The following is a 26,488-nucleotide window of genomic DNA, read 5'->3' as shown; positions in this document are numbered from 1 at the left end:
GGGCCGACGTGTTCCACATCGACAGCGAGACCGCCGACTCGATCACGGGCTTCTATCCCGATCGCGAGACGGTCGGCCCGCCGGTGAACTATTCCACCCGCGCGGTCCTGGCCCGCTTCGCCTCCCTGGAGGCCGCCCGCGAGGCGCGCGAAGGCGCGGTGCTGGAATGGCGCAAGCATGACGCCGGCGTCCGCGACGCCGAGGTGAAGCTGCGAGAGGCCGAGAAGCTGCGCGAGGACGCTTGGCTGAACTGCCTGCGCGACGCCGCCGAGCGCGGCTAAGCGCGGCGGCCGGGCCCCGCCCGGCCGCGCCTTCCTAAAAGCGGAAGCCTTTCGAGAGCATCCAGGCGATCGCCGCGGCCAGCACGGCGCCCGCGACCAGCCGCCAGATCGGCGCGCCGGACAGGCCCGGGTCGGCGGGCAGCACCCGCTGGCCCGTGATCATCGGCCGGATCAGGTTCGAGCGCTTCCAGATCAGGTAGAACAGCACCGCGGCGATGTGCAGGCCGACCAGCGCCTGCAGGACGCGGAAGCTGAGCTCATGCCACTCGGCGATCTGCCGGCCCAGGTCGAAGCTGACGCGATCCGAGAACGGACCGCCTTCGAACGCATCGAGGTCGACGGCGAACAGCCCCGTCCCCACCTGCACGAGAAGCACCCCCAGGATGGCGAGGACGCTGAGCGCGCCGAGCGGGTTGTGGCCGGGCGTCGTGGAGACCTCGCGCCGGCCTAGCGTCGCGGCGTAGGCCGCGACCGCCTTCGGCCCCTTCACGAAGCTCGCGAACCGCGCCGCGCCGCCGCCGGCGAAGCCCCAGTAGATGCGGAACAGCACCAGGCCAATGATCGCGTAGCCGCTCCACCGGTGCCAGTTCAGGTGGTCCTCGCTGGACCACCAGGAGAACGCGACCAGGATAGCAAGCAGCCAGTGGACGACCCGAACCGGACCGTCCCACAGCCTGACGCGGACTCCGGCCGCCGAAGGCTCGGCCACGCCTAGTCCTTCTTCTCTTGCCGGTACTTGTCGTGGCAGCCCTTGCAGGCCATGCCGACATTGCGGACTTGGCCCTTCACGCCCTCGATGTCGCCGGCGGCCGCGAGCTGGTTCAGCTTGGTCGCCTGGGTCTGCAGCGCCGAAGACGCGGTGGAGAAGCCGGCCGCGTCGCGCCAGATCTCGGCCTTGGCCTCGCTCATCGGCCGGGCCTCGACGCCGCTGCCGCGCGGGAACCAAGTCGGGAGCTGGCCGGCCAGGGTGGAGATCGACTTGGCGTTGGTCGCCACGACCGCCTTGTCGGGCGATCCCTTCTTGAGCTCGTCGTTCAAGCCCTTGAAAGCCGCGCCCAGCTTGCGGAAGTTGTCGTGACGGGCATAGGCGGCCTTGGTGGCCGGGCTGGCGTTGGCCGGCATCTTGTCGTCATGGGCCAGCGCCCCGCCCGCGGCGACGGCGACGCCGATCCCCATGGCGAGCGCCAGCGCTCCGCCCTTGCTCATCACCGACGCCATCCGCTCACCTCGTTGATCCTAGAAAGATGGTGGAGATTGAAGGCGTCAGCGCTTGGCCGTCAACGGCTTGGCGGTTGTGGCGCCGACCGGCGCACCCTGCGCCTTCGCTTCCGCCAGCAACGCGCCGCAATTGGCGTCCTTCGCCAGCCCCGGGTCGATGAACGGGAAGATGGCGGCCAGGGGCGAAAGCAGCGAGCCGAGGCCCACCGCGGCGCCGCCCTGGGCGATAGCCGCGCCCGGTTCGACGCCCAGCTTGGGCGACATCAGCGGCCCCTTGATCGTCACGGGCAGCAGCACCCGCACCAGCCGGAACTTCTTGTCGTGGCCGCGGAAGCGGAAGTCCAAGCGCTCGGTGTCCAGATTCACAGCGCCTTTGCCGGCGATGAGCACCGGGCCGGTATCGAAGACGATGTCGTTGGCGGTCATCACCCCGCCGGTGGTCTGGAAGTTGGCCACGGCGCAGCGCACCGGCGTCGTGTCCTTCTTGTTGAGGAGACCCAGGCCCTTGACGACGTTCACACCGGCGAGCTCGGCGAAGGCCTTGCGGATCTCGCCACCGGTCGACACCACCGTGACCTGGCCGTTGGCGCTGGCGAACGCCTTGTGGACGCTGTTGCCGGTCCCGGTCAGCTTGGCGCGGCCCACCACCGGCCCGGCCAGCGCCGGAGCGCCCTGGAACTGGAAGGGGATCAGCGATTCGATCCGGGAGTTCGTCAGGCGCAGGTCGAGATCGGTGACCGGTGTCGCCTTGCGCGCATCCAGATTGGCGTAGCCGGTGACCTCACCGCGCGGCAGGTCCAGCTTCAGCGGGTTCGCGCGCAGCAGGCCGTCGTCGAGGCGCACGCGGACAGAGCCGGAATTCAGCTTCACCGGCGTGTCGCGGATCGATCGGGCGCTGTAGCTGACGTCTGCATCCATCGCGCGGATGCGGCTGACGTCCAGCGGCGCGTCCGGCAGTAAGCTCTGCTGGGCGACCATCGTGCGGGCGATCGCCGCCTGTTCCGGCGAAACGGTCTCGCCCGGTCCCGCCTTCGGCGCCGCGCCGAACAGGGCGCCGAGATCGTCCCAGTCGAGGCTCTGGGACTGCAGGTTGGCTTTCAGGAATGGCCTCTCCTTGCCGGTATCGACCGACAGGTCGCCCGACAGGTCGCTGTCGCCCACCCGGCCGCCGAGGTTGTCGACCCGCCACACCAGCCCGTCGCGCGAAAGCCGGCCGCGCAGGCTGTAGGGTGGCGTATTGGGCAGGGCCACGCCCGTAAGCGGGAAGAGTTCCGCCATATCGGGACCGCGGGCCGTGGCGTTCATGTAGAACCTGCCCATGTCGAACGGCTTCGGCACCGCCCCCCGCGCGGTGATGTAGGTCCTCCCCGCGTGGAGATCGACGTCGAAGGGATAGGGCTTGGTCCGTTCGATGTTCAGCAGCGGCCCGCCCACGACCTCTGCGCGGAACGGCGCACCGTTGATCGTACCCTTGCCGGCAAGTTCGAAGCCGCGATTGTCGGCCCCCAGCTTCTCGCGGGCGTTGATCGTCCCCTGGAAGCGGATGTCCCGCTGGGTGTCGAGATAGCGAAGCTGGCCGTCGCGGATCACGAAGCGCTGGATCGGCGGCAGGTCCATGGGCTTCTTCTCGCGCCCATCCGAGAAGTCCCAGTTCTTCCGGCCCTTGTCGTCGGCCAGAAGCGAGAAATTGGGGCGCTCCACCGCGAGGACCCGGATGTCGGCCTTGCCCCACAGCAGTGGAATCAGCCGCACCCGCACGCGCAGGCGGTCGATGGTGCCCAGCTTCCCCTGCCCTGCCCAAGTCGGGTTTGCGATGGAGATGCCGTCCACGGTCGCGCTGGGCCGCCAGGACCACAGGTTCACGTTCAGGTCGCCAGCGATCGTGACCTGCCGGTGCAGCCGTGCGGACGCGACCCGCTCCAGCGGCCCGCGGAACCAGTTCCAGTCCCAGATGAGGATCAGGATCGTGACCAGGATGGCCAGGATCGCCAGCACGGCGCCTGTCCAGCCCAGAGCCTTCTTTGCCGGGCCGCTCAGCTTCGGCGGATGCGGATGCGTTAGCCGCTCCCGCAGCGGACGGCGCGCGCCCGGCTGCTCGTGGCGGGACCGCGCCCGGCGAGGGCCAGGCTTCTGTTCGGGTACGCGCTGTTCGCTCACGGCAGGCCTCCGGGAGCCTCCACAACGCGCGGCCCCCGGCTCCGTTTCCCTTGGATATTCTAGTGGCTAACCCCGCGCGCCCGGATGGCCTGCCGCAACGTCGCGAGGATGATGGCCAGGTCGAAGGCAAACGACTGCCGCTCAAGGTACTCGGCGTCCAGCCTCACCTTCTCCGGGATCGGCAGCTCATCGCGACCATTCACCTGGGCCCAGCCCGTCACACCGGGCCGCAGCCGCTCGACGCCGGCCATCGTGCGAAGCTCGACGAGGTCATGCTGGTTGAACAGCGCCGGCCGGGGGCCAACCAGGCTCATGTCGCCCTTCAGCACGCTCCAGAGCTGGGGAAGCTCATCCAGGCTCGACCGGCGCAGGAAGCGGCCGATCGGCGTGATCCAGCGCTGCGGATCCTCAAGCAGGTGCGTGGCGACGTCCGGCGTGTCGGTCCGCATCGAACGGAACTTGGGCATCCGGAACTCTCGGTTCCCGCGCCCCACGCGGCGCGACCAGTGGATCGCCGGGCCGGGACTGCTGAGCCTGACCGCGGCGGCGACCAGGAGCAGGACAGGCCAGGCCAGCGCCAGGCCCGCCAGGGCTGCGAGGATGTCGAACGCGCGCTTCAGCACCGGCCGTTGTTAGCTCCGGCCGGCGCTTCGCGCCACGTCAGGCTTCGGGCTCGACCGGCGGAGGCGCGGCCTTCTTCACGCGCGCCTTCGGCGAAGGCTCCGGCGCCGGCTCGCCCAGAAGCGGCGCCGGCTCGTCGAGGATCGGCTCAGGGCCGGCCTCCAGCACCGGCGCCGGCGGGACCTCCGGTTCAACGATCTGCGCCTCCAGCAGCGGGCTGAACGGTCCGGCCTCGCCGCCCACCGGCGCGACGGGAAGGTCGTCCGTGACGCCCATCGCCGCCTCCAGCGCGTCGTCCGCCACCTCGGCGGCAGCCTCCACCGTCTCGGCGACCGCCTCGATCGCCTCGATGGCGGCGGGCGGCGCCGGCAGCGTGCGCGCGGCCTCGAACATGGCTTCGAGGTTCATCGGCCGCGCCCATCGGGTCATCCACCAGTACGCGACGCCGCTGGCCGCGGCCGCGCCGAAGTAGGACCAGAGCGGCGAGGCGACACCCATCATGAGTTCGGGGCTCATCCGCGTGTTGGGCAGTTCGGGAAGATCGAAGGACGCCATGGGAGAGTTCCTTGCGGCACAGGAATTGTGCATCGCAACATAACACGCCCGCAAACTTCGCAGTTGCGAAACTATTGTGGCGAGAGCGGATACACCCGGGCATCGCCGCCGGCGCCCAAAGCTTGCGCCACCCAGCCGCAGATCGCGGCAAGCGGCGCGGCCAGGTCGGGTCCGTCGACCAGCACCAGCCCACAGCCGTTCATCTTCATCGGATCGGTGAGGGGCCGCATCCGCGTCTCGGCCACGACGATGGGCGCGGCGACCTCGTCCTCCAGGTCGCGCAGGAAGCTGTCGAGGGTCTCCAGGTCCTTGATCGGCAGCCAGACCAGCGCCTGGACCTTGGGATTCTTCGCCCGCAGCGCGGCCAGGGTCTCGACGATGCGGTCGTAGTCGTCGGGCTTCTCGAACGGCGGATCGATCAGCACGAGGACGCGGCCCTGCGCCGGACACTGCTCCACCGCCGCCAGATAGCCGTCGGCGTTCAGGGTGCGCACCCCGGGCCGCCCCTTCAGCGCCTGCGCCAGCGCGGCGTGCTCCTCCGCGCGCAGCTCGCAGGCGATGTAGCGGTCGCCCGCCCGCAGAGCCTCGGCGATCAGCCAGGGAGACCCCGGATAGCGGCGGACCTCGCCCCCCTTGTTCAGCGCCGCCACTGCGTTGGTCAGTGGCCGAAACTCCGGCGGCGCGTCGGACGCGGCCATCAGCTTGGCGATCCCAGCCTCAGCCTCCCCCGACTTGCGCGCCTCGGCGCCCGCCAGGTCGTAAAGGCCGCGGCCTGCGTGCGTGTCGACGACGGTCAGCGGCGCGCCCGCCGCGGTGAGCTCGCTCAGCAGCCGCAGCAGGCCAGCGTGCTTCACCAGATCCGCGAAGTTCCCGGCGTGGAAGGCGTGGCGGTAGTTCAAGGTGATCCTTTGTCGGCGGCCGGAACCGCGCCGGCCATATCACGTTGCCCGCCAGCACGTGGAGGGGCGCGGATGCCCAAGGACATGAATGAGGCGCCCCGGGGCCTGAGCTACGTCAGCGACCAGGACCCCGGCCTGCGCCGCAAGCCGGCGCGCAGCCAGGGCTTCAACTACGTCGACGCCGACGGCAAGGCGGTGAGCGACGAAGCCACGCTGGATCGCATTCGCGCCCTGGCGATCCCTCCGGCCTGGACGGACGTCTGGATCTGCCCCGATCCGCGCGGTCACATCCAGGCGACCGGCCGGGACCAGCGCGGCCGCAAGCAGTACCGCTACCACGCCCGCTGGAGCGCAGAACGCGGACTGAACAAGTACGACCGCGTCATCGCCTTCGGCCGCGCCCTGCCCCGCCTGCGCAAGCGGGTGGACGCCGACCTCGCCCGACGCGGCCTGCCGCGGGAGAAGGTCCTCGCCGCAGTGATCCGGGTGATGGAGATGACCTTGATCCGGGTGGGCAACAACGAGTACGCCCGCCAGAACAAGAGCTTCGGCCTCACCACCTTGCGCGATCGCCACGCGAAGATCGGATCGGCGAAGGCCGTGTTCGAGTTCCGCGGCAAGAGCGGCAAGGTTCACACCACCGGCTTCAACGACCGTCGGCTGGCCCGGATCGTCAAGGCCTGCCAGGATCTCCCCGGCCAGCGCCTGTTCCAGTACCTCGACGACGACGGCCAGCGCCGGGCCGTCGAGAGCGCCGACGTCAACGCCTACATCCGCGAGACGCTGGGCGAGGACTTCTCCGCCAAGGACTTCCGCACCTGGGCCGGCACGGTCGCCGCCGCGCGGGCGCTCACCATGCCGGAATGCTCGGACCTCGCCGCCTCCAAGCGGCATGTGAACACCTGCGTGAAGGCGGTCGCCGGCCTGCTCGGCAACACCGCCGCCGTGGCGCGCAGCGCCTATATCCACCCGGCGATCCTCGACGCCTACGCCGCGGGCAAGCTCGACCTGAAGCCTGGCAGGGGCGAGCGCGCCTTCGAACTGGCAGTGCTGCGCTTCCTGGAAGCTGCGCGGTGACGTTGCGACAGCCTCGCGGCGCGTCCTGACGCCCACTATGGTGATCGCCGATAAGGTGCGGGCCAACCGCGCCGTCGGAGGATCCTCATGCTCGGCCCTGGGTGGGCGGCAACAAGGCCGAGTTCACCGGCCAGACGATGGCGGCCATGGGGGCCCGCATCGCCCAGCACATCGCCGAGAAGGGCGCCGGCGACATCCGTCCCGAACTGGCGGCCATGGTCGGCGCGGCGATGCCGCCCAAGGCGGACGGATCGCTCAGGGGTTCGGCGCGTCTGGCGATGGCCCGGCGCGCCGCGCGAGCACGGCGCCGACCAGCGCGCCAACGAGGGCCATCAGCAGCGAGAAGGCGAAGCGGACTGTAAGCAGATCGCTCAGCGGCGTCATCGGCAGGCCGGCGAGCAAGTCCAGGACCGCGTAGGCCGCCCACATCGCGGCGGCGAACCTCACGGCGTGCCGCTCGGGACGGCGCCGTCCCAGAAGCCAGGCGGCGGCGAACATCAGCACCACGCCGCCCATGGGCCCGGATGTCGCTCCGATCCGGGGGGCGAGTTCGTTGTAGTAGGCCTGGTCCCGCCCCGGCTCCACCAACATAGCCCATGCGAAGATGACCGCCGTGGTCGCCAGCAGGTTCAAGATCAGCACGACCAGACCGGTCAGCGCGGCCTTCCCGAAGTCGATCGGCTTCATGCCCCGTCCCCCGTCGGCGGCGAGCTTAGCCCACGCGCCCTACCGGCGGTAGGTGAAGCCGATCCGGACGGTGCGCGGCGCCGAATAGCTCTCGACGCCGTCCGCGGTCTCGCCCACCTCGAGCTTGCGATCGGTCAGGTTCTCGACGGCCAGGTAGAGCTCCGCGGCGTCGGTGAAACGCCAGCCGGCCCGCGCGTCGACCTGCACGCCCGCCGACAGTCGCCGGCTGTTCAGGTCGTCCTCCCAGCGGGCGCTCTCGTAGCGGACGTCGGTCGCCAGAGTGACCGCATCGCTCGGACGGACGTTCAGCCCCGCGGTGACGGTCCACTTCGGCGTCTGCGCCGGCCGCAGGCCTGTGAGCTGGGGCGCGGCGGTCCCACCATGCACCTCGGCGTCGGTATAGGCCGCCGCCACGCGCCAGGAGATCGCTGGAACCAGGTCGCCCGACGCCTCGCCCTCGACGCCCCAGGCCTCGATCTCGCCGGCGTTCTGCCGCTGGCGCAGCGTGCCGCCCGCGGGGACGAAACCGGCCAGCGGGAACGTGCCCGGCCCCACGCCGATGGTGACGTTGGTGATCGGGTCCTTCAGCCGGTTCCAGAACACATCGCCGGACCACCGCACCGGGCCGACGTCGCCGCCGAGCCCCGCCTCTGCGCCCTGCAGCGTCTCCGGCTTCAGCGTCGGATTGGCCTCGGTGATATCGTTGCCCACCCGGAACGGCCGATGCAGCTCGTTGAGCGTCGGCGCCCGGAAGCCGGCATAGGCCGCGGCCCGCAGGTAGAGGTCCTCGCTGACCGCATAGCGCAGGCCGACGCGGCCGGTGGGCGTGGTGTCGGAGCGGTTCGGGGCCGCCGAGTTCAGCGTCACGGCGCCCGTGGCGGTATCGCGCTCCACCCGCATCGCGTCATAGGCCCGGCTCCGGTCCACGCGCACGCCGCCGGTCAGCAGCCATGGGCCCTGGTCCAGCGCCGCCTCGACGTAGGCGCCCGCCACCAAGGTCTTGCCGCCCGCCTCCCTGTCGCGGGTGAAGGCGCCGTTCATGAACCGGAACCGCTCGTGCTCGGTCCCGTCGGCGAGCCGCACGTCCGCCCCGACTTCCCAGTTCAGCGGCCCCGACCTGGCCTGCCAGGCGGCGTTCAGGCCATAGCCGGTCGCGGGGGTGCTGTACTGGTCATTGGCGGGGGTCGTAGCGCCCCGGCCCGCCGCCACCGCGACGGAACTGTTCTCCAGGTCGCTCCGGCGCACCCAGCCCTGTAGGCGCCAGCCGCCCACGCCCTCGGACGCCGGCTGCGCGAGGGTCAGCGTCGCGGACTGCCCCGTCGTGTTGGACCGCGCCCCGACCAGGCCCGCCTCCTGGTTCACCTGGAAGGCCGAGACCCGCAGCGCCACCTGCACGCCCGAAATCTCGCGTTGCAGCCGCACCGCCACCGAGGCGTCGTCCATCCGCAGCCGGGTGTCGGCCGCGCCCTGCCGAGGCCCGCGCACGGCGTGATAGCCGTCGGTCCGAGAGCCCGCCGCGGTCACCAGCAATCCCGGAACGCCCGCCACCACAGCGGCGCGATAGCTGCCCCGCTGCCCGCCGGAGACGTCCGCCACTGCCAGGCCGTCGGGCGTCTCGCGCTCGCGCAGCGCCACGACGCCCGTCAGCGCGCCGGCGCCATAAGGCCCCGCGCCCGCCCCCCGCACCACCGTCGCGCCCTCGATCCCCTCTGACGGCAGGCCGCTCCAGATCACCCAGCCGCCGAACGGATCGTTCTGCGGCGCGCCGTCCAGGGTCACCAGCGCCCGGCCCGCGCCCGACGGCGCGATCGCCCGCAGCGACAGGCCCTGGGTCGTGGGGTTGGCGGCGCCCGAACCGGTGCGACGGAACAGCGAAACGCCCGGCGCGGTCTTCAACGCCTCGTCCAGCCGGGGCTCGCCCTTCAGCGCCTCGGCGTCGATCTGCACGGCGCTGAAAGCCGCCTCGCCGCCCAGAGGCGCAAGGCGCGGGGGGTGGACGACCACGATCTCGACTTCCGGAGCCGGAGGCGGCGGCATATCGGGCATGTTGACTCGTCAGGCTGATGCGGCGAACGCCGCGAGGGCTAATCAGGCGGGAGGGAGAGCGCAATGACCAAGGTCGCCATCGTCACGGGAGCAGGCAGCGGGATCGGGCGGGCTGTGTCCTTGGCGCTCGTTGCGGCGGGCTGGAGCGTTACACTCGCCGGTCGCCGCGCCGATGTCTTGCAGGAAACAGCCGCGCTCGCTGCGCCGGGGTCCACGCTGGTCCATCCGACCGACGTCAGCGACGAGACTTCGGTCGATGCGCTGTTCGACGCCACCAAGGCGCACTTCGGCCGGCTGGACCTGCTGTTCAACAACGCGGGGACCGGCGCGCCGCCCGTTCCCATTGAGGACCATTCGCTCGACCACTGGCGCCGCGTCGTGGACATCAACCTGACGGGCGCCTTCCTCTGCACCCGCGCCGCGTTCCGCCTCATGAAGGACCAGGACCCGCGCGGCGGCCGCATCGTCAACAACGGCTCGATCTCGGCCCATGCCCCGCGGCCGCGCTCGATCGCCTACACCGCCACCAAGCACGCGATCACGGGGCTGACCCGCTCCACCGCCCTGGACGGCCGCGCCTACGATATCGCCTGCGGCCAAATCGACATCGGCAACGCGGCCACCGAAATGACCCGCGCGATGGCCAAGGGCGTGCCCCAGCCGGATGGAACGATGAAGGTCGAGCCCACCATGGACGTCCAGGCGGTGGCGGACGCGGTCGTCTACATGGCCGGCCTGCCCTTGTCGGCCAACGTGCAGTTCATGACCGTGATGGCGACTCAGATGCCCTTCATCGGCCGCGGCTAACGCAACGCCGCCTGCGGCAGGGCGTCGCAAGCTGCGCCTTAGGAAATTGCCCAAATTAACGGCTGCCCGAGAGAAGAATGCCGATAACTTAACGCCGTTCTCTTTGCGCTGCACCATTGTTGCTGCGGCGCAGCAACTTAGCCCTTGCGTCCGCGGCAAGCCGGGTGAATCTATGGGTCATCGGCGGCAGACACGGTGAGCGTCAGTACTCCCGGCCCGCTGAGAGGAACGCTGGAAAGGGGTTGGCTCAACCCTTGTCCCGGAAACAAACGCCATGATCCGCATTCTCACTGTCGCCGCCGCGGCCGCCATGCTCGTCGCCGCCCCCGCTTCCGCCCAGTCGATGAAGGTCGCCGTGACCGGCAAGACCACGGAGCAACTGCACGTCGACATCGCGAAGGCCGCCAAGAAGGTCTGCAACCGGGCCGTCGTCGGCGCCTCGTTCCCGCGCGAAATGTACGCCGCCTGCTACAAGGCCACCGTGGAAGCCGCGGTGACCAAGGCCAACGACCCGGCGCTCGCCGCCGCGGCCGGCATCACCCTGGCCTCGCGCTAAGTTTCAGCTCGCGCCGAACGGAACCGGCGCCGGGGTCTCGACCTCGGCCTCGGCGAAGTTCGGCGCGCGCTTCTGCATGTTGGCCATCACGGCCTCCACCTGATTGGGCGACCCGATGAGCGCCGTCTGCTCGCGGCTCTCCTCCATCAGCACCTCGCGCTGATCGGCCTCGGCCGCCAGGTTCAGCAGACGCTTCGCCGCCCGGATGCCGTGCGGGTTCTTGCCCGCCACGTCGCGCGCGAACGCCAGCGCCTCGGCGCGCGGGTCGGCGGTGAGCCGCGTCGCGAAGCCCAGTTGCAGCGCTTCTTCGCCCGTGAAGATCCGGCCCGAGTAGGTCAGCTCGCGGGCGATGTCGTCTCGCACCAGCTGGCGCATCAGCACCAGGCCGGCCATGTCCGGCACCAGTCCCCACTTGATCTCCATCACCGACATCTTGGTGTCGGGCGCCACGAAGCGCATGTCCGGGCCGCAGGCGAGCTGGAAGCCGCCGCCGAACGCCACACCGTGCACCGCGGCGATCACCGGCACGGGGATCTCCCGCCACACCATCACCGCGTGCTGCGCCCGGTTCGAGCCGCCGGGCGTGCGGTTGGCGGTGACCAAGGCGCCGGTCGTCCCCTGCCCGCGCTCGCGCGTCCCCGAGGCCATCTGCGAGAAGTTGCCCATATCCAAGCCGGCGCAGAACGCCCGGCCCTCGCCGGACAGCACCACGGCGCGCAGGCCAGCCTCGCCCTTCAGCCGCTCGCCTGTCTGGATCAGAGCGTCGAACATGGCGTTGTCCAACGCGTTCATCTTGTCGGCCCGCACCAGGCGCACGTCGGCCACGCCACCCTGGATATCCACCGTCACGCGGTCGTTCATCTCGGTCTCCTGCTAACGCTTCGCCAGCACGTAGCCGGCGCGCGGGAAATGCACATGCACCACGTCCAGCTCGCCGCACTCGCGGGCGAGGGTCACGCGGTCGTTCGTCAGGTTCACCAGCACGCCCTCGACGGGATCGCGACCATAGTCGTCGGCCTGGACCACCACCGCGTCGCCCTTCTTGAGACCGGACGGATCGTCGGACGCGCAGACCCCTGCGTCGACCGGCTGGCTGGTCATGGCGGCCTGCAGCGCCTCGGACGGCTTCATCTCGCTACGCTGACCGTGGCCGATGGTCTTGAGCCGGTCGCGCCAGGCCTGGAGGCGTGGCAGGCCTTCCATCAGGACGGCGGCGACGTGGGGCGCGGCGCCCCCCAGCCACCAGACGTTCATCCAGGCCGCCACGTCCGCCAGTGACGGCGTCGCGCCGCCCAGGAAGTCGCCGGCGAGGCCGTCTTCCACCCATGCGGCGTAGGCCCGCCACTGCTGGCGCATGAACGGCGCGGCGGCCTTCATGGCCCCCACGTCGAACGGCCGGCCCGACAGCTTCTCGCGATCGGCGATGAACTCCTTGGGCACGGCATCGCCCATCTCGGCAAAGATCACCGCCACGCTGGCCTGGAACCAGAGCCGGTCGGCCCACAGGTTCACCGCCCAATCGCTGCCGCCGCCCAGCGCCGGTTTGGGATGGCGCCGCTCCAGCTCGGCCATGATGACCTGGCTGTCGCAATAGACGTCGGCGCCGATCTGCATCACCGGAATGCGCCGGTAGCCGCCGGTCAGCGGGATCAGGTCGGGCTTGGGCATGATCACCGGCTGGATCACCGAGCGCCAGGCCAGCCCCTTCACGCCCAGCATCAGCCGCACCTTCTCCGAGAAGGGAGAGGTGTCGTAGTGGTGCAGGATGATCTCGGACGCCGACATCTAGACGACCACGACGCCTTCGCCGGGCGGATTGGCGTACAGCGCGTCCACCAGAGCCTTGCGGTTCTCGAGCGTGGCGCGCTGGTTAACATAGCCCTTGTCGGTGATCTCGCCAGCGTCGATCGACGGGGGCTCCAGCATCAGGGCGAACCGGGCGATCCGGCGCGACGACCCGCCCGCCGTCGCGTTGAACTCGGCGATCCGCGCCTTGAGCACCTCCTTGAGCTTCTCCACCGGGTTCTCGCCCAAGGTCGGCAGCGCCGCAGGCGAGGGCCAGATCAGCGCCCCGGCGAACGGCTTGTCCTGACCGGCGATCACCATGTCGAAGGCGTAGGGCGTGCAGGCGGCCACCAGATCGGGCCGCAGCGTGCCCACCGAGACCCAGGTGCCGGAATCCAGCTTGAAGTCCTCGGTGACCCGGCCGTCGAACACCAGGCCGAGTTCCGGCTGGTCCGGGTCCAGGAACCGGCAGGCGTCGCCCAGCTTGTAGAAGCCCTCCTCGTCGAAGGCCGCCTTCGTCTTCTCGGGGTCGTTGTGGTAGCCGCTGGTGACCGTCGGCCCCTTCACCCGCACCTCCAGCTTCGAGCCGTTCGGCACGAGCTTCAGCGTGGTCCCCGGCAGCGGCAGGCCGATCAGCCCTACCAGCTCGGTGATCCAGTGGACCACCGTGATGCCTTGCGTCTCCGTCGCGCCGTACATCGTGGTCAGCGGAATGCGATAGCCGGTCTCGGCGATGGCCAGGGCCTGCAGCCGCTCCGATACGTCGCTGGACAGCGTCGCGCCGCCGTAGCCCGCGCTGCGCAGGTTCTTGAAGAAGCTCTTCCGCAGCGCCGGATCGCGCTCCATCGCCTCGACCAGCATCCCGAACGCCACCGGCGCCGACCCGAAGGTCATCGGCGAGATCTCGTACAGGTTCTTGATGGTGGTCTCGAACTGGCCGGGGATCGGCTTGCCCTCGTCCAGGTGCAGCGTCGCCCCCGCCCACATCGCGCCGTTGAAGCCGATGTTGCCGGCCGAGATGTGGCTCCAGGGCATCCACTCCAGCGCCTGCGGGATGAGATCCGGGTCGGCGGGCTCGTCGCGGATGCCCTCCATCCCCGAGATCACCCCCGCGAACATGCCGTGGGTTTGCGGCACGCCCTTCGGCATGCCCGTGGAGCCCGACGTGAAGAGGTACTTGGCGACCGTCGAATGGTTCAGCGCCTCCCGGGCGGCGTCGACCGCGGCGGTGGGCTCGGTGGTCGTCAGCTCGGACAGGGCGATCGTGCCGTTTCCGCCATCTACGGTAACGAACTCCAGCGACGGATCCAGCGCGCGCAGGGTCTCGAACGCCCGGGCGAACATGTCGCTGTTCTGGGCGAACACCACCTTCGGCTCCACGGTGGCGAAGCAGTGCTTCAACTTGGCGTGGTCGGTGGAGATCAGGCTGTAGGCCGGGCTGATCGGGGCGATCGGCACGCCCGCCGTGTAGCAGCCCAGCATCATCAGCGCGTGCTCGACCGAGTTGGCCGACAGCACCATCACGCTGTCCGCCCCCGTCAAGCCATGGGCCAGCAGCCACTGCGCGATGCCGTCCGCCGCCCGCTTCGCCTCGCCGTAGGTGACGCCCTGCCAGGGCCCGTGGCCCGGCGCCCGCTGCAGGATGTAGGGCCGGTCGGGGTGCGCCGCGGCCTTCTCGGCCAGCAGATGCGCGATGGACCGCGGCCCCTCGGCCGGCGGATGGTTCGAGCGGACGTAATAGGTCCCGTCAGCGGACTTCTCGATGCTGACGTCCGGCGCCTTCTGCGGCAGCGGCTTGAACGGAGGCAGCGTCGCGACGGCGGCGCCAGGGTCGTCGGCGGGGCTCATGCCCGTCCTCCCGTTGTCATTGCTTGCCTTAAGCCTACGCCAGCCACGCAGCCCTGCAACGGCGCCCCCACGTAAGCGATGTGCGAGTCTGGTTGCGCAGGGTCAACCTGGGCTAGACGACACCAGGGGTTCGCCACGGGATTCGCCATGCGTTTCGTGCTCATGAAAGGGGAGTCGCAGTACGGGTCCCTGCGCCTGCACATCGATCAGTTCGGCGCCGCGCTGCGCGAGCTGGGCCACGAGGTCACCGTCCTCGACCTGACCGACCCGGCCGGGCGCGCCGCCCTCGACGCCTCGCTGGCCTCGCCACCGGACTGCTATTTCGGGATGGGTGGCGTCGCCGCGGAATACCGAACGGCCGCGGGTGCTTCGGTCTACGACGCCCTGGACGTGGTCTACGCCACCATGCACGTCGACCACCCCGTCTATCATGCGCTGCGGGTCACAGCGAAAATCCGCAAGGAGGTCGAGTTCTTTCTCGACCGCACGCACGTCCAGTTCATCAACGCCTGGCCCAGCGCCCGCGGCGTGGCGCACCTCGGCTTCCTCCCGCCCGGCGCCAACGAACTGCCGGAGCCGGTGGACGTCTCGGACGAGGCGTTCGAGCGCCGCGACATCCCACTGCTCTTCACCGGCACCTACCGCGGCCCGCCGACCGAAGCGTGGGCCGACTGGCCCGAGAGCCCGGCCCGGGAGATCGTCGCCGAGATCGCCGCGCGCATGGTTTCCGACGGCCGCCTCGCTCTGCTTGACGCGCTGAAGGCGGCGCTCGCCGACCGCGGCGCCCAACTCACCGGCGAACTCTTCGAGCAGTTCGTGCCGTTGCTGCAGCATGCGCAGGGCTTCGCCGAGGCCTACCACCGCAACGCCCTGCTCCACGAACTGGGCCGCGGCGGCCTGCCGCTACACGTCTATGGCTCCGGCTGGGAGCCGCTGGCGGCGCAGTATCCTTCGTTCGTCTACGGCGGCGTCGGCAGCTTCGAGGAGACACTCGGCCTGCTACGCCGCGCGCGCGTCGTGCTCAGCACCAATAACGGCTTCGTGGCGGGCGGCCACGAACGGGTCTTCACCGCCATGTGCGGCGGCGCTGCGGTGTTCGGCGAGGCCAGCAAATACTACGCCGAGGCCTTCAAGGAGGGCCGCGAGATCGTCACGTTCCCGTGGAGCCAGATCGACCGCGTCGCCGCCCGGCTGGCCGCGCTCATGGAAGACACGCCGGCCGCAGCCGCGATCGCCCGCGCCGGCCACAAGCGTGCGATGGCCGAACACCGCTGGTCCGACCGCGCCGCCAAGGTGGTGAAGGCCGTGAAGCAGGTCCGCTAAAGCAGGGCCTCGTACTCGGCCGGCGTCCCGCAGAATACCACCTCGTGGCGGCCGATCAGATTGTAGCCGATCCTGCGCCCCCGCCGGAGCAGGTGATTGTAGAGCGGCGCGACGTACAGCTCCGCGGCCTGCGGCGACCTGCGTTCCTCGTCGAGCGCGGCGCGAAAATCGTCCGCCGCCGCGAAGTGGTAGAGGCCGGTGCAGCAGAGGTCGGAGATCGGGCGCTTCTCGGCGGTCTCCAGCGCCCACGGTTCGGGCCCCGGCGCGGGCCTCACGTAGGACCAGTTCGCGCCCTCGCCGCGGAACACCTCCAGCCAGCCGTCGGCGCGATCCAGGAGGCCGCCGGGAAACTGGAAACCGGGCCGGAAGGTGTCGATGTTGAAGATCGTGAGCTCGCCGTCCCACGCGCCCAGCCCCTGCTCCACCGTCTCGGCCTGGCCCGCGGTCGGCCGCTCCAGCCCCACGACCTCCCAGGTCGCGATGCCCAGCCGGCGCACCTCCGCCTCGACCCAGCCGATCGCGTCCAGCGCCGTAATGAACACGAAGGGGTCGCTGTCGAAATAGGCCTCGAAGCTGCTGACGGCGTGCTCGAAGACCGTGCGGCCATGCAGGTCCAGCATGAACTTTGGCCGGTCGTAGCCGGCGTCCAGGAACCGCTGCGAGCGGCCCGCCATCGGAATGACGATCATGCGCCGAGGTCCAGGAAGAGGCGCAGCGCGTTGGCCACGAACGCCTGCTGCCGATCCGGCCGGTCGGCGTGCAGGGGGACCATCGACAGGAACAGGCCGGTCATCGCCGCCCGCACGGTGGGCGACAGCGCCGCCTCGCCATCGACGGCCATCTCCCCCAGCGCCGCTTCCAGCCACGGCTGGGCGGCGATCTCCTCGAAGGAAAGGCTGAAGTCGCCGTCCCGCTCGAAGGCCACGTAGCGACCGGCGATGATCTGGTCGTACCGCCCGACCGCGGAATGGGCCAGCTTGGCGAGGTCGTAGCGCAGGTCGCCGTAGATCCCCGGCCGCTCGCCCACCAGGCCGCGCGGGTCCAGCGCCCGCACGCGCTTCACCCGGCTGTCGTAGAGCAGGTTCGAGAAGCAGAGGTCGCCGTGCATCACGGTCTCGCGGCGTCCCGAGGCCAGGTCCAGCGCACCCGCCAGCCGCTCGGCGATGACGGTCAGCGACGGCGTGGCCCGGCCTTCGAAACTCAGTGGCCGGTCGATGGGGAACCCGGTCTCCCGTGCGTGGCGCTCGAGCCGCGCCTGCGTCTTGTCCACGCAGAGCGTCCGCAGCGCCACATCCGCCGACCCCTCGCCCTTGTCCGCGGCGCACGCGCTCAGGAGAGCCTCGCAGGCCGTCAGGATCCGCATCCACGAGGCGCGGCCCAGTTGGCCGTGCACGAAAAGCTCGGATAGCACCGGCAGGAACTCGTACTCGGTCTCGTAGAACGCCTTGCCGCCGTCCACGCCGTGCGCGAGCAGCCGCGCCGTATGGATCTGCACCGAGGCGGGGATAGCGTTCAGCCAGTGCGCCTCGGCCCGGATCTTGGCCCGGTCGTCGCTCGTCTTGCGCGCGGTCAGGCCGTCGATCCGCACCGTGTTGAACGCCCGCGCCGTCGTCACAGCCAGCCGCGACTGGAAGAACGGCTGCAGGTGGCCGAAGTCCAGCCATTCAGCGGTCTCGGCCATCTCCACCGGGTGTTCGCCGAGGTAATGGTTCACCCCCGCGATGAAGTCCCCCCGCATCCGGGTGAGCGACCGCAGCAGGCTGAGCGACGAGCCGAAGGCGAAATAGCCCGCCGCGATGGGCCGCCCAGCGTGGCCGTCCTCGCCTGCGAGCGTCGTCTCCAGGCTGGTGACGCGTCCGCCCTCGACCCGCATCTCGGCCCAGGCGTACTCGTTGACGCGCCGCCCCCCGACGATCACGTCGCTGCGCGCGACGGGCGGACGGCCGATCAGGGTGTCGCCATGCAGGATGTGGACAGGCCCCTCGCCGTCCACCACCGAGTTGATCGCGTAGATCACCGCGTCGCCCAGCCGCAGCCCGTCGGGGATGGGCAAAAGGTCCACCCCGCGCTCGGCCAGCCGCCGCGCGTCATGCTCCGGCACGGCGAACGTCTCGGGCACGACCATGTGCATGCGCCCGGCCTCGCCCAGGGCGTCGAGCTGCAGCTCGTAGAGGCGGCGCGTGCCGACCGGCAGGAACGACGGCGGTAGCGGCCCGAACTCGGCGGCCAGCTCCTGGCCCACCACCGCGCCCGACATGATCAGCCGCAGGGGCTCCATGGGTCAGCCCTCGCGCGCGAGAAGCGCCTGGATCTCCTCCAGGCTGAGCGAGGTGAACTCGCTGGGTCGCACGGCCTTGTCGTCGACGTAGAAGCCTTCGGTCCCGCACCAGGGCTTGCCGACGTGGACCTCGTCGTAGGGGATCTCGTGCCGGTCCAGCCACGCCAGGATGACCGGCAGGGTCAGGGCGTTGATCTTGCCGATGGAGTTCTGGTGCGTGCGCATGTTGCGCGCCGAGCAGATGACGATCTCGAAGCCCAGCGCCCGGTACTCCCGCAGCTTCGCCACCAGTTCCAGGTTCGGCCTGCGGTCGGCGTAGCCCAGCCCCGGCTCGTCCAGCGCGAGCGTGCCGTCGAGATCGAAGACCAGCCGCTTCAACGCGTCCTCCCAGCCGAAGCCTCGCGGTTCTAGGACGATTCCGCCCGCGCTGTCGGCTCGCTGGGGTTGTTAGCCGAACGCCGGCGCGAAGCGAATGTTGTCGCGCTCCAGGCCCTTCAGCACCACGTCGATCCCGCCGGACTTGATCATCCATTCCAGGCGGTGGTCGCGGTATTCGCGCTTGAACAGGCCTTTTTCCACCAGCTCGGCGACGTTGGTCATGCTGACCCCGGCGGCGTTCAGCGCGGCGATGTCGGCGACGCAGGCGGCGACCGACGGGCGCGCGTTCGCCCGCGCCAGCCAGGCGGCCAGCCTCGATCCCTCGGCCGGCGGCACGCCGTGCCCGACCGAGCCGTTGAGATAGGGGACCACCGACAGGTCGCCCCAGCCGAACGCCGCGCCGTTGAACCACTCGCGCTCCCCGAGCTGCTTCTCCAGCCAGGCGTAGAAGCCCTCCGTCTGCGTCCGGGCGGCGGCGAACAGGGCCTCGGCCTGCGCCCCCTCGGCGCGGCGGAACCAGCGGATCTCGGAGAGGCCCCAGTTGATCGCCTCGAAGTGGGTGTCCATCACCTCTTCCAGCATCCGCACCCGCGCGCGCTCGGACGGCGAGGTGGGGCGCATGGGCGTGTCCGGATAGGCGTCGTCCAGGTACTCGAGGATGATGGTGGAATCGAAGACCCGGACGTCACCGTCGGTCAGCGCCGGCACTTCGGCCCGCGGGCTGGCTTCGACGAAGGCGCCGGCCGCCCCGCCCGCGCCGAGGCCGCCGGGCATCGTCGTCTCGAACGCCAGGCCCTTCTCGCGCAGCGCGATCTTGACCTTCTGGGCGTAGGGCGAAAGCGGGTGGTCGTAGAGCGTGATCATGCGCGCATGGACTCCGCGAAGCTCATCTTCTGGGCGCGCTTGGCGGCCCGGAAGCCGGGGCGCGCCTGCAGCCGCTCCCAATAAGCCTGCACGGCCGGCGAGAAGCGCTCCGACAGTTCGAGGATATCCGCCAGCACGAGCGCGTAGCCCACGGAGATGTCCGCCGCGGTGAACCGTCCCGCGCAGAGCCATTGCGCGCCGCCGTCCAGCGCGCGGTCGACGTGCCGCAACCGGCTCAGGAACCACTTGGCGTAGTCGTCGGCCGCCACCTCCGCCCGGCCCGGCTCGAACCGGCGATAGCGCAGCACCAGCGTCTGCGGGAACGTCAGTGTCGCCTCGCCGAAATGCAGCCAGTTCAGCCACGCGCCGTAGGCTGGATCGTCCACGGGCACGGCCAGGTCGCTGGGCCCATGGCGTGTCACCAGGTACTGGGTGATCGCCGCGCTCTCGGTCATGAAGGTCTCGCCGTCCTTCATCGCCGGGATCGTGCCCAGGGGGTTGATCTCCAGGAACGCCGGCTCGCGCACCCGCGGCGGAAACGGCAGCAGGTGCAATTCATACGGCAGCCCCAGTTCCTCCAGCGCCCACAGAGGACGGAAGGACCGGGCGTCAGGACAGTGCCAGAGCTCGATCATCTCAGCCTTCCCGCTTGGCGTAGTTCGGGCGACGCTTCTCCAGGAACGCCTGCACACCCTCCTGGAAGTCGCCGTCCGAGCTGGCGAGGATCTGGTTGCGGTCCTCCATGGCGATGGCCGCTTCGAGCCCCTGGGCGTCGATGGCGTGGTTGAGCGCCTCCTTGGTCAGGCGCAGGCCCAGCGGCGTGGCGTGCAGCATGTCGTCGACGAAGCCTTGCGCCTCGGCTTCCAGTTGCTCCTTCTCGACCACGCGGCTGACGAGGCCCAGCTCGTAAGCCCGCTTCGCGTCGATGAAGCGGCCGGTCAGCATGTACTCGGCCGCCACCGACGAGCCGACCATCCGCGGCAGGAAGTAGCTGACCCCGATGTCGCAGGCCGACAGGCCGATGCGGATGAAGGCCGCGTTCATCCGCACGTTCGGCGTCGCGATCCGCACGTCCGACGCGAGGGCGAGCGCAAAGCCGCCGCCCGCCGCCGCCCCGTTCACGCAGGCGATGATCGGCTGAGGGCAACGACGCATGGCGATGACGATCTCGCTGATCTCGCGCTGGCGCGTCAGCCCGGCGCCGATCGAGCGCGAGCCCTGTGGGTCGCCGCGCTCCTTCAGGTCCAGGCCGGCGCAGAACGCGTTCCCGGCCCCCTGCAGCACCACCACCCGTACGTCCCGCCGCCAGTAGAGGTCGACGAAGAACTCGCGCAGCTCCTTCACCAGGTTGCGCGACAGGGCGTTCAGCCGGTCGGGACGGTTCATCGTCGCCCAGACGACCTCGCCCTCCTGGCGCAGTTCCAGATCGGCCATGTTCAGAGCCCTTTCAGCCAGTCGAGCAGGATCGCGGTCACCTCGGCGGGCCGTTCCTGCTGGGTCCAGTGCCCGACGCCCGGCAGTACGTGCAAGCCGCGCAGGTCGGTCACGTGCTGGCGCATCAGCGCCGACGGGTCGGGGATGCGGCCGAAGCCGTTGAAGGCCGGGTCGCGGTCGCCGCCGATCAGCAGGCTGGGCTGCTCGATCTTGCGATCCTTGAACGCCTGCAGCCACTCGAAGTCGCGCTCGTGGTTGCGATACCGGCTGATCGGTCCGAAGAAGCCGGAGCCCTCAAACTCGGCCACGTAGTAGTCGAGGTCGGCGTCGGTCATCCACGCTGGGAACACCCCGGGATCGACCATCCCCTCCAGCAGGGTCGCGCCGTGTTTCTTGACTGGCCACGTGCCGTCGGGCGCATCGCCCGAGATGCCGAAATAGAACTTGCGCAGGAAGTCGCGGACGTCCGCCTCGGCCTCGGCCTCGGGCGGTCCGACGTCCTGGAACCACGCCTGGTAGAAGAAGTGGCCCTTGCTGGTGAACGCCTCGGTGAAGATCTCCGTGAACGGCCGCGTCGGCACGCCGGTATAGGGCACCGAAAGTCCGGCCACGGCCGAGATCACGTCGGGCCGCGTCAGCGCCGTGTTCCATACGATGGGCGCGCCCCAGTCGTGGCCGATCAGGATGGCCTTCCCGCCAGGCGCCAGCGCCTCGGCCACGCCGGCCACGTCGCCGGTCAATTCCTGCATGGAATAGGCCGCGACGTCCTTCGGCTTGTCCGAGCCGCCGTAGCCACGCACGTCGATGGCCGCCACCTGGTAGCCGGCCTGCGCGACCGGCCCGATCTGGTGGCGCCACGAGTACCAGCTCTCGGGGAAGCCGTGGACCATGATCACCAGCGGCCCCTCGCCCTCCACGGCGGCGCGCAGCTTGGCCCGTCCAGTATCGATGGTGCGGAATTCCGGCATGCTCTTCCCCGTCTCGGTCGGCGCGCATGTTCGCCCGCGTTTCGACCGTGGCAAGTCTGACCGTGCGTCACCGTTGACCACTTTCCTGGGCGTGCCAGCATGGCCCGAAAGGGAGGAGCGCCATGGTCTCGCTGACCGACAAGAGCGCCGGCTTCGCGCACGTTCGCTGCACGCTGGGCGACCATTTGGCGACGGTCGTGCTGGACCGGCCCGACCGGCGCAACGCCCTGAACTATCAGGCCTACGACGAGCTGGAGCAGGCGTTCCGCCTGTGCGCGGCCGACGACGAGGTGCGCTGCGTCATCGTCACCGGCGCCGACCCCGCCTTCTGCTCGGGCGACGACGTGGGCGAGATCATGGCCGGGCCAAAGCCGGTGGCGAAGCGAGCCATGCCCGTCACCTTCCAGCCGACGCCTGCCGCCATCGCCGCCCTGGAGTGCGACAAGCCCGTGATCGCCGCGATCAACGGCGCCGCCGTGGGCTGGGGCATGGAGCTGGCCCTCTTCGCCGACATGCGGATCGCCTCGGAGAAGGCGAAATTCGGCGAGCTGTTCGTGAAGCGCGGCCTGGTCTGCGACGTGGGCGGCTTCTATCGCCTGCCCGCCATCGTCGGCCCGGAGAAGGCGGCCGAACTGCTGTTCACCGGCGATGTCTTCGACGCCGCAGAGGCCCTGCGCATCCGGCTGGTCGGCCAGGTCGTTCCGCACGCCGAATTGATGCCGGCGGCGCGCGCCCTGGCCGCCCGCATCGCCGCCAACCCGCCCCTGGCCGTCCGCCACCTCAAGGCCGGCCTCAGCCGCTTCGCCTACGGCGATCCGCGCGAGATCGGCGCCTGGGCCATCGAGAAGATCCGCCTCCTGATGCAGACCGAAGACCACAAGGAAGGCGTCGCCAGCTTCCTCGAGAAGCGCCAGCCGGTCTTCCAGGGGCGTTAGCAGATGACCAGCAACAGCCGATCCGTCGCGGGCCTGACGGTCCTGATCACCGGCGCCGCCAGCGGCATGGGTCGCGCCACCGCGGAGGTCTTTGCCGCCGAGGGCGCACACGTCGCCTGCACCGACGTCGCCGTCGAGAGCGTCCGCGAGGTCGCCGACGATCTCGTCCATCGCGGCTACTCGGCGGAAGCCTGGGCGCTAGACGTCTCCGATCCCGACGCGATCAAGACCGTGACCGACCAGGTCGCCGCCCGCTTCGGCGGCATCGACGCACTGGTCAACAACGCCGGCATCTCGGCCTTCTGCCCGATCGACGCCGCGCCCTACGACGAGGTTTGGGCCCGCGCCTTCTCCATCCTGCTCACCGCCCAGCAGCGGCTGGTGCGCGCCGCCCTGCCCTACCTGCGCAAGTCGGCCTCGCCGCGGATCGTCAACATCGCCTCCACCGAGGCCCTGGGCGCCACCAGCCGCGACAGCCCGTACGCCGCCGCCAAGGCCGGCGTCACCGGCCTCACCCGCGCCCTCGCGGTCGAGCTCGGACCCGAGGGCATCACGGTGAACTGCGTCTGCCCCGGCCCGATCCTCACAGGCATGACCGCCAACGTTCCGGACGAAGACAAGCAGGTCTTCGCGAAGCGCCGCACGGCCATGCGCCGCTACGGCCGCCCCGAGGAAGTCGCCCACATGACGCTCAGTCTGTGCCTGCCGGCGGCCTCCTACATCACCGGAACCACCATCCCCGTTGACGGAGGCCTCATGGCGCGTAACGCCTAGGGTCATGCTTGGCCGCTGCGTCCTGATCGTCGCCGTCTCGGTCGCCGCGGCCGCGGCCGCGCAAAGCTTCAAGCCGCCGCGCACCAGCTTCGGCGCGCCCGACCTGCAAGGCGATTGGGAAGCCTATTCCTTCACCCGCCTCCAGCGTCCGAAGTCGTTCAAGTCCCTGACCGTCACGGACGAGGAAGCCGCCCCGTGGATCGCGGAGCAGCGCGGCATCCTGGTGGGCGTCAAGCCGCCGCCCAAGCCCGGCGAGCCCGCCGACGGCCCCCCGGAAGGCGTCGGCGACGTGGAGAGCGAGCGCTACGAAGTCGACCACGTCGGCCTGGCGCGCATCGACGGCAAGCTGCGCAGCTCCTGGATCGTCGAGCCCACCGACGGCAAGCTGCCCTACAACAACTTCGGGCGCGCCGCGGTCGAAGCCGCCGTGCACGCCGACGAGACGGAGTACGACGGCCCCGAGGCCCGGATGCCCGACGAACGGTGCCTCGTCGCGGTCGGCAGCAGCGCGGGCCCGCCCATCCTGAACACGGCGCAGAACAGCCACTACAAGATCGTCCAGACCCCGACCGAGGTCGCGATCCTCAGCGAGATGATCCACGACGTCCGGATCGTGCGGCTCAACGCGAAGCACCCGGCGGTGACCACCCACCCCTGGCTCGGCGACTCCATCGGCTGGTGGGAGGGCGACACCCTGGTGGTGGAGACGGTCGACCAGAATCCCATCGCCGCCAACCGCTTCACCTCTGGCGGCATCCTGGTGTTGACGCCGGCCGCCAAGGTCACCGAGCGCTTCACTCGGATATCGGACAGCCAGATCCGCTACGACTTCATCGTCGACGATCCGGCGGTTTTCACGCGCCCCTGGCGCGCCGAGATGGTCCTCACGGCCACCACCCGGCCGCTCTACGAATACGCCTGCCACGAGGGCAACTACTCGCTCCCCAACATCCTTGGCGGCGCGCGCCAGAAGGAGCGCGAGGAGGCCGAGGCCAAGAAGCCTCCGTCCAAATAGGACCGGCGCGCGGGCGACTCCGGGATTCGTCCAGGCCGGCGGCCCGGATGCCGCCGCGCAACCCGACGCAACAGGTCGAATGCCGCCGCGCCTAGCGCATCGGCGGCCCGCGCGGATGATCGCGCCGACCCCGCGCTGCGGCCCGCCGCAACGCCGAAAGCCCCGTCATGGAGACCGCCATGCGCAAGCTCGCCTTCACCGCCGCCCTCGCCGCCTTGTCCTTCGCCGCGCCGGGCGCCGCGCTCGCCGCCGCGACCGTCATCGACTTCGAATCCCTCGCGCTGCCGACCACCAGCTACAGCGTCTCGGGCGTCACCTTCACCACCGGCGCGGGCGGCCTCCTCTCGCCCGTCGACGGGCCGAACGGAACCCGCACCGTCATCGGCAATTTCGTCGAGGATCCGAACGACCCGGACATCTTCAGCTTCGACCCCATCCGCGCCGACTTCGCCGGCGTCATGGGCACGGTCGCCGTGGACCTCGGCGACTGGCCGAGCGAGGACTTCGGCGACGAGGACCTGCTGTTTCTTGAGGTGTTCGACGCCTTCGACGTCTCCCTAGGCCGCGTGGAGTGGCTGATCGGCCCCGCCGAGCCCGACTTCAAGACGCTCAGCATCTCCGCGGCCGGCATCAAGTCGGCGACCTTCGGCTCGATCGGCGGCGGCGGCTCCAGCGTCTACGCCGACAACTTCACCTTCGACACCGCCGTGCCCGAGCCGGCGACCTGGGCGCTGCTGATCCTGGGCTTCACCGCGACCGGCGCGATGCTACGCCAGCGCCGCGCGGCCCTCGCCTGAGGTCAGTCGGGCCGGCGCAGGCCCGGGATCTTCCGCAGGAAGCTCTGCTTCTTCTTCGCCTTCGGCTGGACCGGCAGCTCCGCGACCGGCGGAGCGGCGGAGGCCTGGGCCGTCGGGCTCGCCGCAGGCGCCGCGGCGGGCGCTTCGACGGCCGCCACGGTCTGCAGGCCCGCATCCCGGTCGCACCGCTCGTCGCGCTTGGCCATCTCGAAAACGGTCGCCGTCAGCACCGGCTGGCGGCCCGGCTTGTTGGTGCTGACGAACACCGCCAGCGCCCGGCGTCCCGGCAGGTTGCAGAAGGTCTCCCGGAACGCCCAGTCGCCGGCCTCCCACCGGGTCTTGGCCGGGACGAACAGCTCCGCGCGCCGCTTGATCGCCGCCTGGACGGCGTCCTGCACCTGCACCGGCTCGCCCGCGGTCACCCGCACGGTGCAGCTCACCGGGTCCGTCCCGCGCCGGATGGTGACATCGTCGCCGTCGATGTCCTCGACCGGCGCGTTGTCGATCACGGCGGCCAGGCACGCCGCGGTGGCCGACCGCGCCTCCTGCACGGGCTCGGCGTGCGCAGCGGCGGCCGGCAGAGCAAGGAGCAAGGCTAGAGCAAAGGTCCGCATGGCGCTCCGTCGCCTAGCATCGGGGCGGCGATAAGGCGACGGAAAGGCCGCGGTCAGCCCGTGTTCCTCAACCCCGAAGCCACCCCGGCCACGGTGAGCTGGATGGCGAGCTTCAGTTGCGGGTCCTCGTCGCCCGCGCGCCGGCGCGCCAGCAGTTCGAGCTGCAGGTGGTTCAGCGGGTCCACGACCTCGGCCGCCAAGGCGACCGACTCCGCCATCTGCGGATGGTTGTCGAGCAGGCTTTGCCCGCCGCGGATCGCCAGCACCAGCTCGCAGGCCGCGTCGTGCTCGGCCCGGATCGTGTCGAAGATCGCCCGCCCCGCCGGATAAAGCGCGGCGTACTTGCCCGCGATCGCCATGTCGGACTGGGCCAGCGCGACCTCCATGTTAGAGATCATCGAAGCGAAGAGATTGTCGTCGGCGAGGGGCCGCAGATCGTCGGCCGTCAGCCCCGCCCTCGCCGCGCCGCCGGCGAAACCGTACCAGGCCGGCAGCATGAAGCGGGCCTGCGACCAGGAGAACACCCACGGGATCGCCCGCAGGTCCTCGATCCGCCGGCTGGCCGTGCGCG

The 26,488-nt window shown here is 70.3% G+C and carries 29 protein-coding genes; 9 read left to right on the top strand and 20 right to left on the bottom strand.

All coding sequences use genetic code 11. The annotated features are described in order from the left end of the window. Nucleotides 1-281: hypothetical protein (locus Q0L11_RS16230; RefSeq protein WP_296598600.1), on the top strand; the 281-nt coding region annotated here is incomplete at its 5' end. A gap of 34 nt (nt 282-315) precedes the next feature. Here Q0L11_RS16230 and Q0L11_RS16225 read toward each other — a convergent pair. The 6 genes from Q0L11_RS16225 to Q0L11_RS16200 all read right to left on the bottom strand — a co-directional run bounded on the left by Q0L11_RS16225 (nt 316) and on the right by Q0L11_RS16200 (nt 5,731). Continuing rightward, nucleotides 316-990, bottom strand: coding sequence for a cytochrome b/b6 domain-containing protein (locus Q0L11_RS16225; RefSeq protein WP_296598598.1), 675 nt, complete (start codon nt 988-990; stop codon nt 316-318). A 2-nt stretch (nt 991-992) separates the two neighbouring features. After that, a complete protein-coding gene (locus Q0L11_RS16220) occupies nt 993-1,487 on the bottom strand; it encodes a cytochrome c (protein ID WP_296598596.1) in 495 nt (164 codons plus the stop codon). Between the two features lie 57 nt (nt 1,488-1,544). Next, nucleotides 1,545-3,656, bottom strand: a complete 2,112-nt coding sequence (locus tag Q0L11_RS16215) for an AsmA family protein (RefSeq protein ID WP_296598595.1) — start codon at nt 3,654-3,656, stop codon at nt 1,545-1,547. A 59-nt stretch (nt 3,657-3,715) separates the two neighbouring features. Next, nucleotides 3,716-4,276, bottom strand: coding sequence for a sugar transferase (locus Q0L11_RS16210; protein ID WP_296598601.1), 561 nt, complete (start codon nt 4,274-4,276; stop codon nt 3,716-3,718). Between the two features lie 40 nt (nt 4,277-4,316). Beyond that, complete coding sequence (locus tag Q0L11_RS16205) at nt 4,317-4,832, bottom strand: hypothetical protein (protein WP_296598593.1); 516 nt, start codon at nt 4,830-4,832, stop codon at nt 4,317-4,319. Nucleotides 4,833-4,903: 71 nt separating this feature from the next. Beyond that, the gene (locus Q0L11_RS16200) at nt 4,904-5,731 is read right to left on the bottom strand and encodes a 23S rRNA (adenine(2030)-N(6))-methyltransferase RlmJ (RefSeq protein WP_296598592.1); all 828 of its coding nucleotides are present in this window, start codon (nt 5,729-5,731) and stop codon (nt 4,904-4,906) included. Nucleotides 5,732-5,803: 72 nt separating this feature from the next. On the opposite strand from Q0L11_RS16200, the gene Q0L11_RS16195 reads away from it, so the two are divergent. Next, nucleotides 5,804-6,808 (top strand): DNA topoisomerase IB, encoded by a 1,005-nt coding sequence (locus tag Q0L11_RS16195; RefSeq protein ID WP_296598590.1) that lies wholly within the window; start codon nt 5,804-5,806, stop codon nt 6,806-6,808. 255 nt (nt 6,809-7,063) lie between these two features. Here Q0L11_RS16195 and Q0L11_RS16190 read toward each other — a convergent pair whose 3' ends face one another. Both Q0L11_RS16190 and Q0L11_RS16185 read right to left on the bottom strand, forming a co-directional pair. Continuing rightward, nucleotides 7,064-7,495 (bottom strand): hypothetical protein, encoded by a 432-nt coding sequence (locus Q0L11_RS16190; protein ID WP_296598589.1) that lies wholly within the window; start codon nt 7,493-7,495, stop codon nt 7,064-7,066. Between the two features lie 39 nt (nt 7,496-7,534). Further along, a complete protein-coding gene (locus Q0L11_RS16185; protein ID WP_296598588.1) occupies nt 7,535-9,541 on the bottom strand; it encodes a TonB-dependent receptor in 2,007 nt (668 codons plus the stop codon). Between the two features lie 63 nt (nt 9,542-9,604). Between Q0L11_RS16185 and Q0L11_RS16180 the strand changes: the two genes are divergently transcribed. Both Q0L11_RS16180 and Q0L11_RS16175 read left to right on the top strand, forming a co-directional pair. Then, nucleotides 9,605-10,348, top strand: a complete 744-nt coding sequence (locus tag Q0L11_RS16180) for an SDR family oxidoreductase (protein WP_296598587.1) — start codon at nt 9,605-9,607, stop codon at nt 10,346-10,348. 274 nt (nt 10,349-10,622) lie between these two features. After that, nucleotides 10,623-10,904 (top strand): hypothetical protein, encoded by a 282-nt coding sequence (locus tag Q0L11_RS16175; RefSeq protein ID WP_296598586.1) that lies wholly within the window; start codon nt 10,623-10,625, stop codon nt 10,902-10,904. 3 nt (nt 10,905-10,907) lie between these two features. Here Q0L11_RS16175 and Q0L11_RS16170 read toward each other — a convergent pair whose 3' ends face one another. From Q0L11_RS16170 to Q0L11_RS16160, 3 genes are read right to left on the bottom strand one after another with little or no spacing between them, the layout of a single operon-like run. Beyond that, complete coding sequence (locus Q0L11_RS16170; protein ID WP_296598585.1) at nt 10,908-11,765, bottom strand: crotonase/enoyl-CoA hydratase family protein; 858 nt, start codon at nt 11,763-11,765, stop codon at nt 10,908-10,910. A gap of 12 nt (nt 11,766-11,777) precedes the next feature. Next, nucleotides 11,778-12,689 carry a glutathione S-transferase family protein gene (locus Q0L11_RS16165; RefSeq protein ID WP_296598583.1) on the bottom strand — a complete coding sequence of 304 codons (912 nt, stop codon included), beginning with the start codon at nt 12,687-12,689 and terminating at the stop codon, nt 11,778-11,780. Further along, entirely contained in the window at nt 12,690-14,537 is a 1,848-nt protein-coding gene (locus Q0L11_RS16160) for an AMP-binding protein (RefSeq protein ID WP_296598582.1), read from the bottom strand. Nucleotides 14,538-14,684: 147 nt separating this feature from the next. On the opposite strand from Q0L11_RS16160, the gene Q0L11_RS16155 reads away from it, so the two are divergent. Beyond that, nucleotides 14,685-15,860: a glycosyltransferase gene (locus Q0L11_RS16155; protein ID WP_296598580.1), complete on the top strand. Its 1,176-nt coding sequence runs from the start codon at nt 14,685-14,687 to the stop codon at nt 15,858-15,860. On the opposite strand, the gene Q0L11_RS16150 is transcribed toward Q0L11_RS16155, so the two are convergent. The 7 genes from Q0L11_RS16150 to Q0L11_RS16120 form a co-directional block, all read right to left on the bottom strand. Next, nucleotides 15,857-16,549: a capsular biosynthesis protein gene (locus tag Q0L11_RS16150; RefSeq protein ID WP_296598579.1), complete on the bottom strand. Its 693-nt coding sequence runs from the start codon at nt 16,547-16,549 to the stop codon at nt 15,857-15,859. The genes Q0L11_RS16155 and Q0L11_RS16150 overlap by 4 nt on opposite strands. Continuing rightward, nucleotides 16,546-18,138: a hypothetical protein gene (locus tag Q0L11_RS16145; protein WP_296598577.1), complete on the bottom strand. Its 1,593-nt coding sequence runs from the start codon at nt 18,136-18,138 to the stop codon at nt 16,546-16,548. The genes Q0L11_RS16150 and Q0L11_RS16145 overlap by 4 nt, the downstream gene beginning before the upstream one ends. Before the next feature lie 3 nt (nt 18,139-18,141). Then, nucleotides 18,142-18,516, bottom strand: a complete 375-nt coding sequence (locus Q0L11_RS16140; protein WP_296598576.1) for an HAD hydrolase family protein — start codon at nt 18,514-18,516, stop codon at nt 18,142-18,144. A 69-nt stretch (nt 18,517-18,585) separates the two neighbouring features. Continuing rightward, nucleotides 18,586-19,380, bottom strand: coding sequence for a glutathione S-transferase family protein (locus Q0L11_RS16135; RefSeq protein WP_296598574.1), 795 nt, complete (start codon nt 19,378-19,380; stop codon nt 18,586-18,588). Continuing rightward, complete coding sequence (locus Q0L11_RS16130; protein ID WP_296598572.1) at nt 19,377-20,015, bottom strand: glutathione S-transferase family protein; 639 nt, start codon at nt 20,013-20,015, stop codon at nt 19,377-19,379. Before Q0L11_RS16130 ends, Q0L11_RS16135 begins: the two co-directional genes overlap by 4 nt. A 1-nt stretch (nt 20,016) precedes the next feature. Beyond that, on the bottom strand, nt 20,017-20,814 hold the full coding sequence (locus tag Q0L11_RS16125; RefSeq protein ID WP_296598571.1) for an enoyl-CoA hydratase/isomerase family protein: 798 nt from the start codon (nt 20,812-20,814) through the stop codon (nt 20,017-20,019). 2 nt (nt 20,815-20,816) lie between these two features. Further along, nucleotides 20,817-21,782 (bottom strand): alpha/beta hydrolase, encoded by a 966-nt coding sequence (locus tag Q0L11_RS16120; protein WP_296598569.1) that lies wholly within the window; start codon nt 21,780-21,782, stop codon nt 20,817-20,819. Between the two features lie 122 nt (nt 21,783-21,904). Between Q0L11_RS16120 and Q0L11_RS16115 the strand changes: the two genes are divergently transcribed. The 4 genes from Q0L11_RS16115 to Q0L11_RS16100 all read left to right on the top strand — a co-directional run bounded on the left by Q0L11_RS16115 (nt 21,905) and on the right by Q0L11_RS16100 (nt 25,303). Then, the gene (locus Q0L11_RS16115) at nt 21,905-22,717 is read left to right on the top strand and encodes an enoyl-CoA hydratase-related protein (protein ID WP_296598568.1); all 813 of its coding nucleotides are present in this window, start codon (nt 21,905-21,907) and stop codon (nt 22,715-22,717) included. A 3-nt stretch (nt 22,718-22,720) separates the two neighbouring features. Continuing rightward, complete coding sequence (locus tag Q0L11_RS16110) at nt 22,721-23,491, top strand: SDR family NAD(P)-dependent oxidoreductase (protein ID WP_296598567.1); 771 nt, start codon at nt 22,721-22,723, stop codon at nt 23,489-23,491. 4 nt (nt 23,492-23,495) lie between these two features. Then, nucleotides 23,496-24,506 carry a hypothetical protein gene (locus Q0L11_RS16105; RefSeq protein WP_296598566.1) on the top strand — a complete coding sequence of 337 codons (1,011 nt, stop codon included), beginning with the start codon at nt 23,496-23,498 and terminating at the stop codon, nt 24,504-24,506. Between the two features lie 179 nt (nt 24,507-24,685). Beyond that, complete coding sequence (locus Q0L11_RS16100) at nt 24,686-25,303, top strand: PEPxxWA-CTERM sorting domain-containing protein (protein ID WP_296598565.1); 618 nt, start codon at nt 24,686-24,688, stop codon at nt 25,301-25,303. A 2-nt stretch (nt 25,304-25,305) separates the two neighbouring features. Here Q0L11_RS16100 and Q0L11_RS16095 read toward each other — a convergent pair whose 3' ends face one another. Together Q0L11_RS16095 and Q0L11_RS16090 are read right to left on the bottom strand one after the other, a co-directional pair. After that, complete coding sequence (locus Q0L11_RS16095; protein WP_296598564.1) at nt 25,306-25,896, bottom strand: hypothetical protein; 591 nt, start codon at nt 25,894-25,896, stop codon at nt 25,306-25,308. Nucleotides 25,897-25,970: 74 nt separating this feature from the next. Further along, on the bottom strand, nt 25,971-26,488 hold a 518-nt coding region (locus Q0L11_RS16090), incomplete at its 5' end, for a phosphoenolpyruvate carboxylase (RefSeq protein WP_296598563.1).

Source organism: Phenylobacterium sp. (assembly GCF_024508875.1).
GTDB lineage: Bacteria > Pseudomonadota > Alphaproteobacteria > Caulobacterales > Caulobacteraceae > Phenylobacterium.
The sequence above is the reverse complement of the archived record's forward strand: the minus strand, read 5'-3'. Positions and strand labels throughout refer to the sequence as shown.

Bases quoted from the DNA above. Each gene is read 5' to 3' on its own strand.
- Q0L11_RS16135 (WP_296598574.1), bottom strand. From the start codon at position 19,380: ATGATCACGCTCTACGACCACCCGCTTTCGCCCTACGCCCAGAAGGTC.
- Q0L11_RS16190 (WP_296598589.1), bottom strand. From the start codon at position 7,495: ATGAAGCCGATCGACTTCGGGAAGGCCGCGCTGACCGGTCTGGTCGTG.
- Q0L11_RS16145 (WP_296598577.1), bottom strand. From the start codon at position 18,138: ATGGAGCCCCTGCGGCTGATCATGTCGGGCGCGGTGGTGGGCCAGGAG.
- Q0L11_RS16155 (WP_296598580.1), top strand. From the start codon at position 14,685: ATGCGTTTCGTGCTCATGAAAGGGGAGTCGCAGTACGGGTCCCTGCGC.
- Q0L11_RS16100 (WP_296598565.1), top strand. From the start codon at position 24,686: ATGCGCAAGCTCGCCTTCACCGCCGCCCTCGCCGCCTTGTCCTTCGCC.
- Q0L11_RS16110 (WP_296598567.1), top strand. From the start codon at position 22,721: ATGACCAGCAACAGCCGATCCGTCGCGGGCCTGACGGTCCTGATCACC.
- Q0L11_RS16130 (WP_296598572.1), bottom strand. From the start codon at position 20,015: ATGATCGAGCTCTGGCACTGTCCTGACGCCCGGTCCTTCCGTCCTCTG.
- Q0L11_RS16195 (WP_296598590.1), top strand. From the start codon at position 5,804: ATGCCCAAGGACATGAATGAGGCGCCCCGGGGCCTGAGCTACGTCAGC.
- Q0L11_RS16205 (WP_296598593.1), bottom strand. From the start codon at position 4,832: ATGGCGTCCTTCGATCTTCCCGAACTGCCCAACACGCGGATGAGCCCC.
- Q0L11_RS16220 (WP_296598596.1), bottom strand. From the start codon at position 1,487: ATGAGCAAGGGCGGAGCGCTGGCGCTCGCCATGGGGATCGGCGTCGCC.
- Q0L11_RS16185 (WP_296598588.1), bottom strand. From the start codon at position 9,541: ATGCCCGATATGCCGCCGCCTCCGGCTCCGGAAGTCGAGATCGTGGTC.
- Q0L11_RS16170 (WP_296598585.1), bottom strand. From the start codon at position 11,765: ATGAACGACCGCGTGACGGTGGATATCCAGGGTGGCGTGGCCGACGTG.
- Q0L11_RS16120 (WP_296598569.1), bottom strand. From the start codon at position 21,782: ATGCCGGAATTCCGCACCATCGATACTGGACGGGCCAAGCTGCGCGCC.
- Q0L11_RS16165 (WP_296598583.1), bottom strand. From the start codon at position 12,689: ATGTCGGCGTCCGAGATCATCCTGCACCACTACGACACCTCTCCCTTC.
- Q0L11_RS16125 (WP_296598571.1), bottom strand. From the start codon at position 20,814: ATGGCCGATCTGGAACTGCGCCAGGAGGGCGAGGTCGTCTGGGCGACG.
- Q0L11_RS16105 (WP_296598566.1), top strand. From the start codon at position 23,496: ATGCTTGGCCGCTGCGTCCTGATCGTCGCCGTCTCGGTCGCCGCGGCC.
- Q0L11_RS16150 (WP_296598579.1), bottom strand. From the start codon at position 16,549: ATGATCGTCATTCCGATGGCGGGCCGCTCGCAGCGGTTCCTGGACGCC.
- Q0L11_RS16180 (WP_296598587.1), top strand. From the start codon at position 9,605: ATGACCAAGGTCGCCATCGTCACGGGAGCAGGCAGCGGGATCGGGCGG.
- Q0L11_RS16115 (WP_296598568.1), top strand. From the start codon at position 21,905: ATGGTCTCGCTGACCGACAAGAGCGCCGGCTTCGCGCACGTTCGCTGC.
- Q0L11_RS16160 (WP_296598582.1), bottom strand. From the start codon at position 14,537: ATGAGCCCCGCCGACGACCCTGGCGCCGCCGTCGCGACGCTGCCTCCG.
- Q0L11_RS16175 (WP_296598586.1), top strand. From the start codon at position 10,623: ATGATCCGCATTCTCACTGTCGCCGCCGCGGCCGCCATGCTCGTCGCC.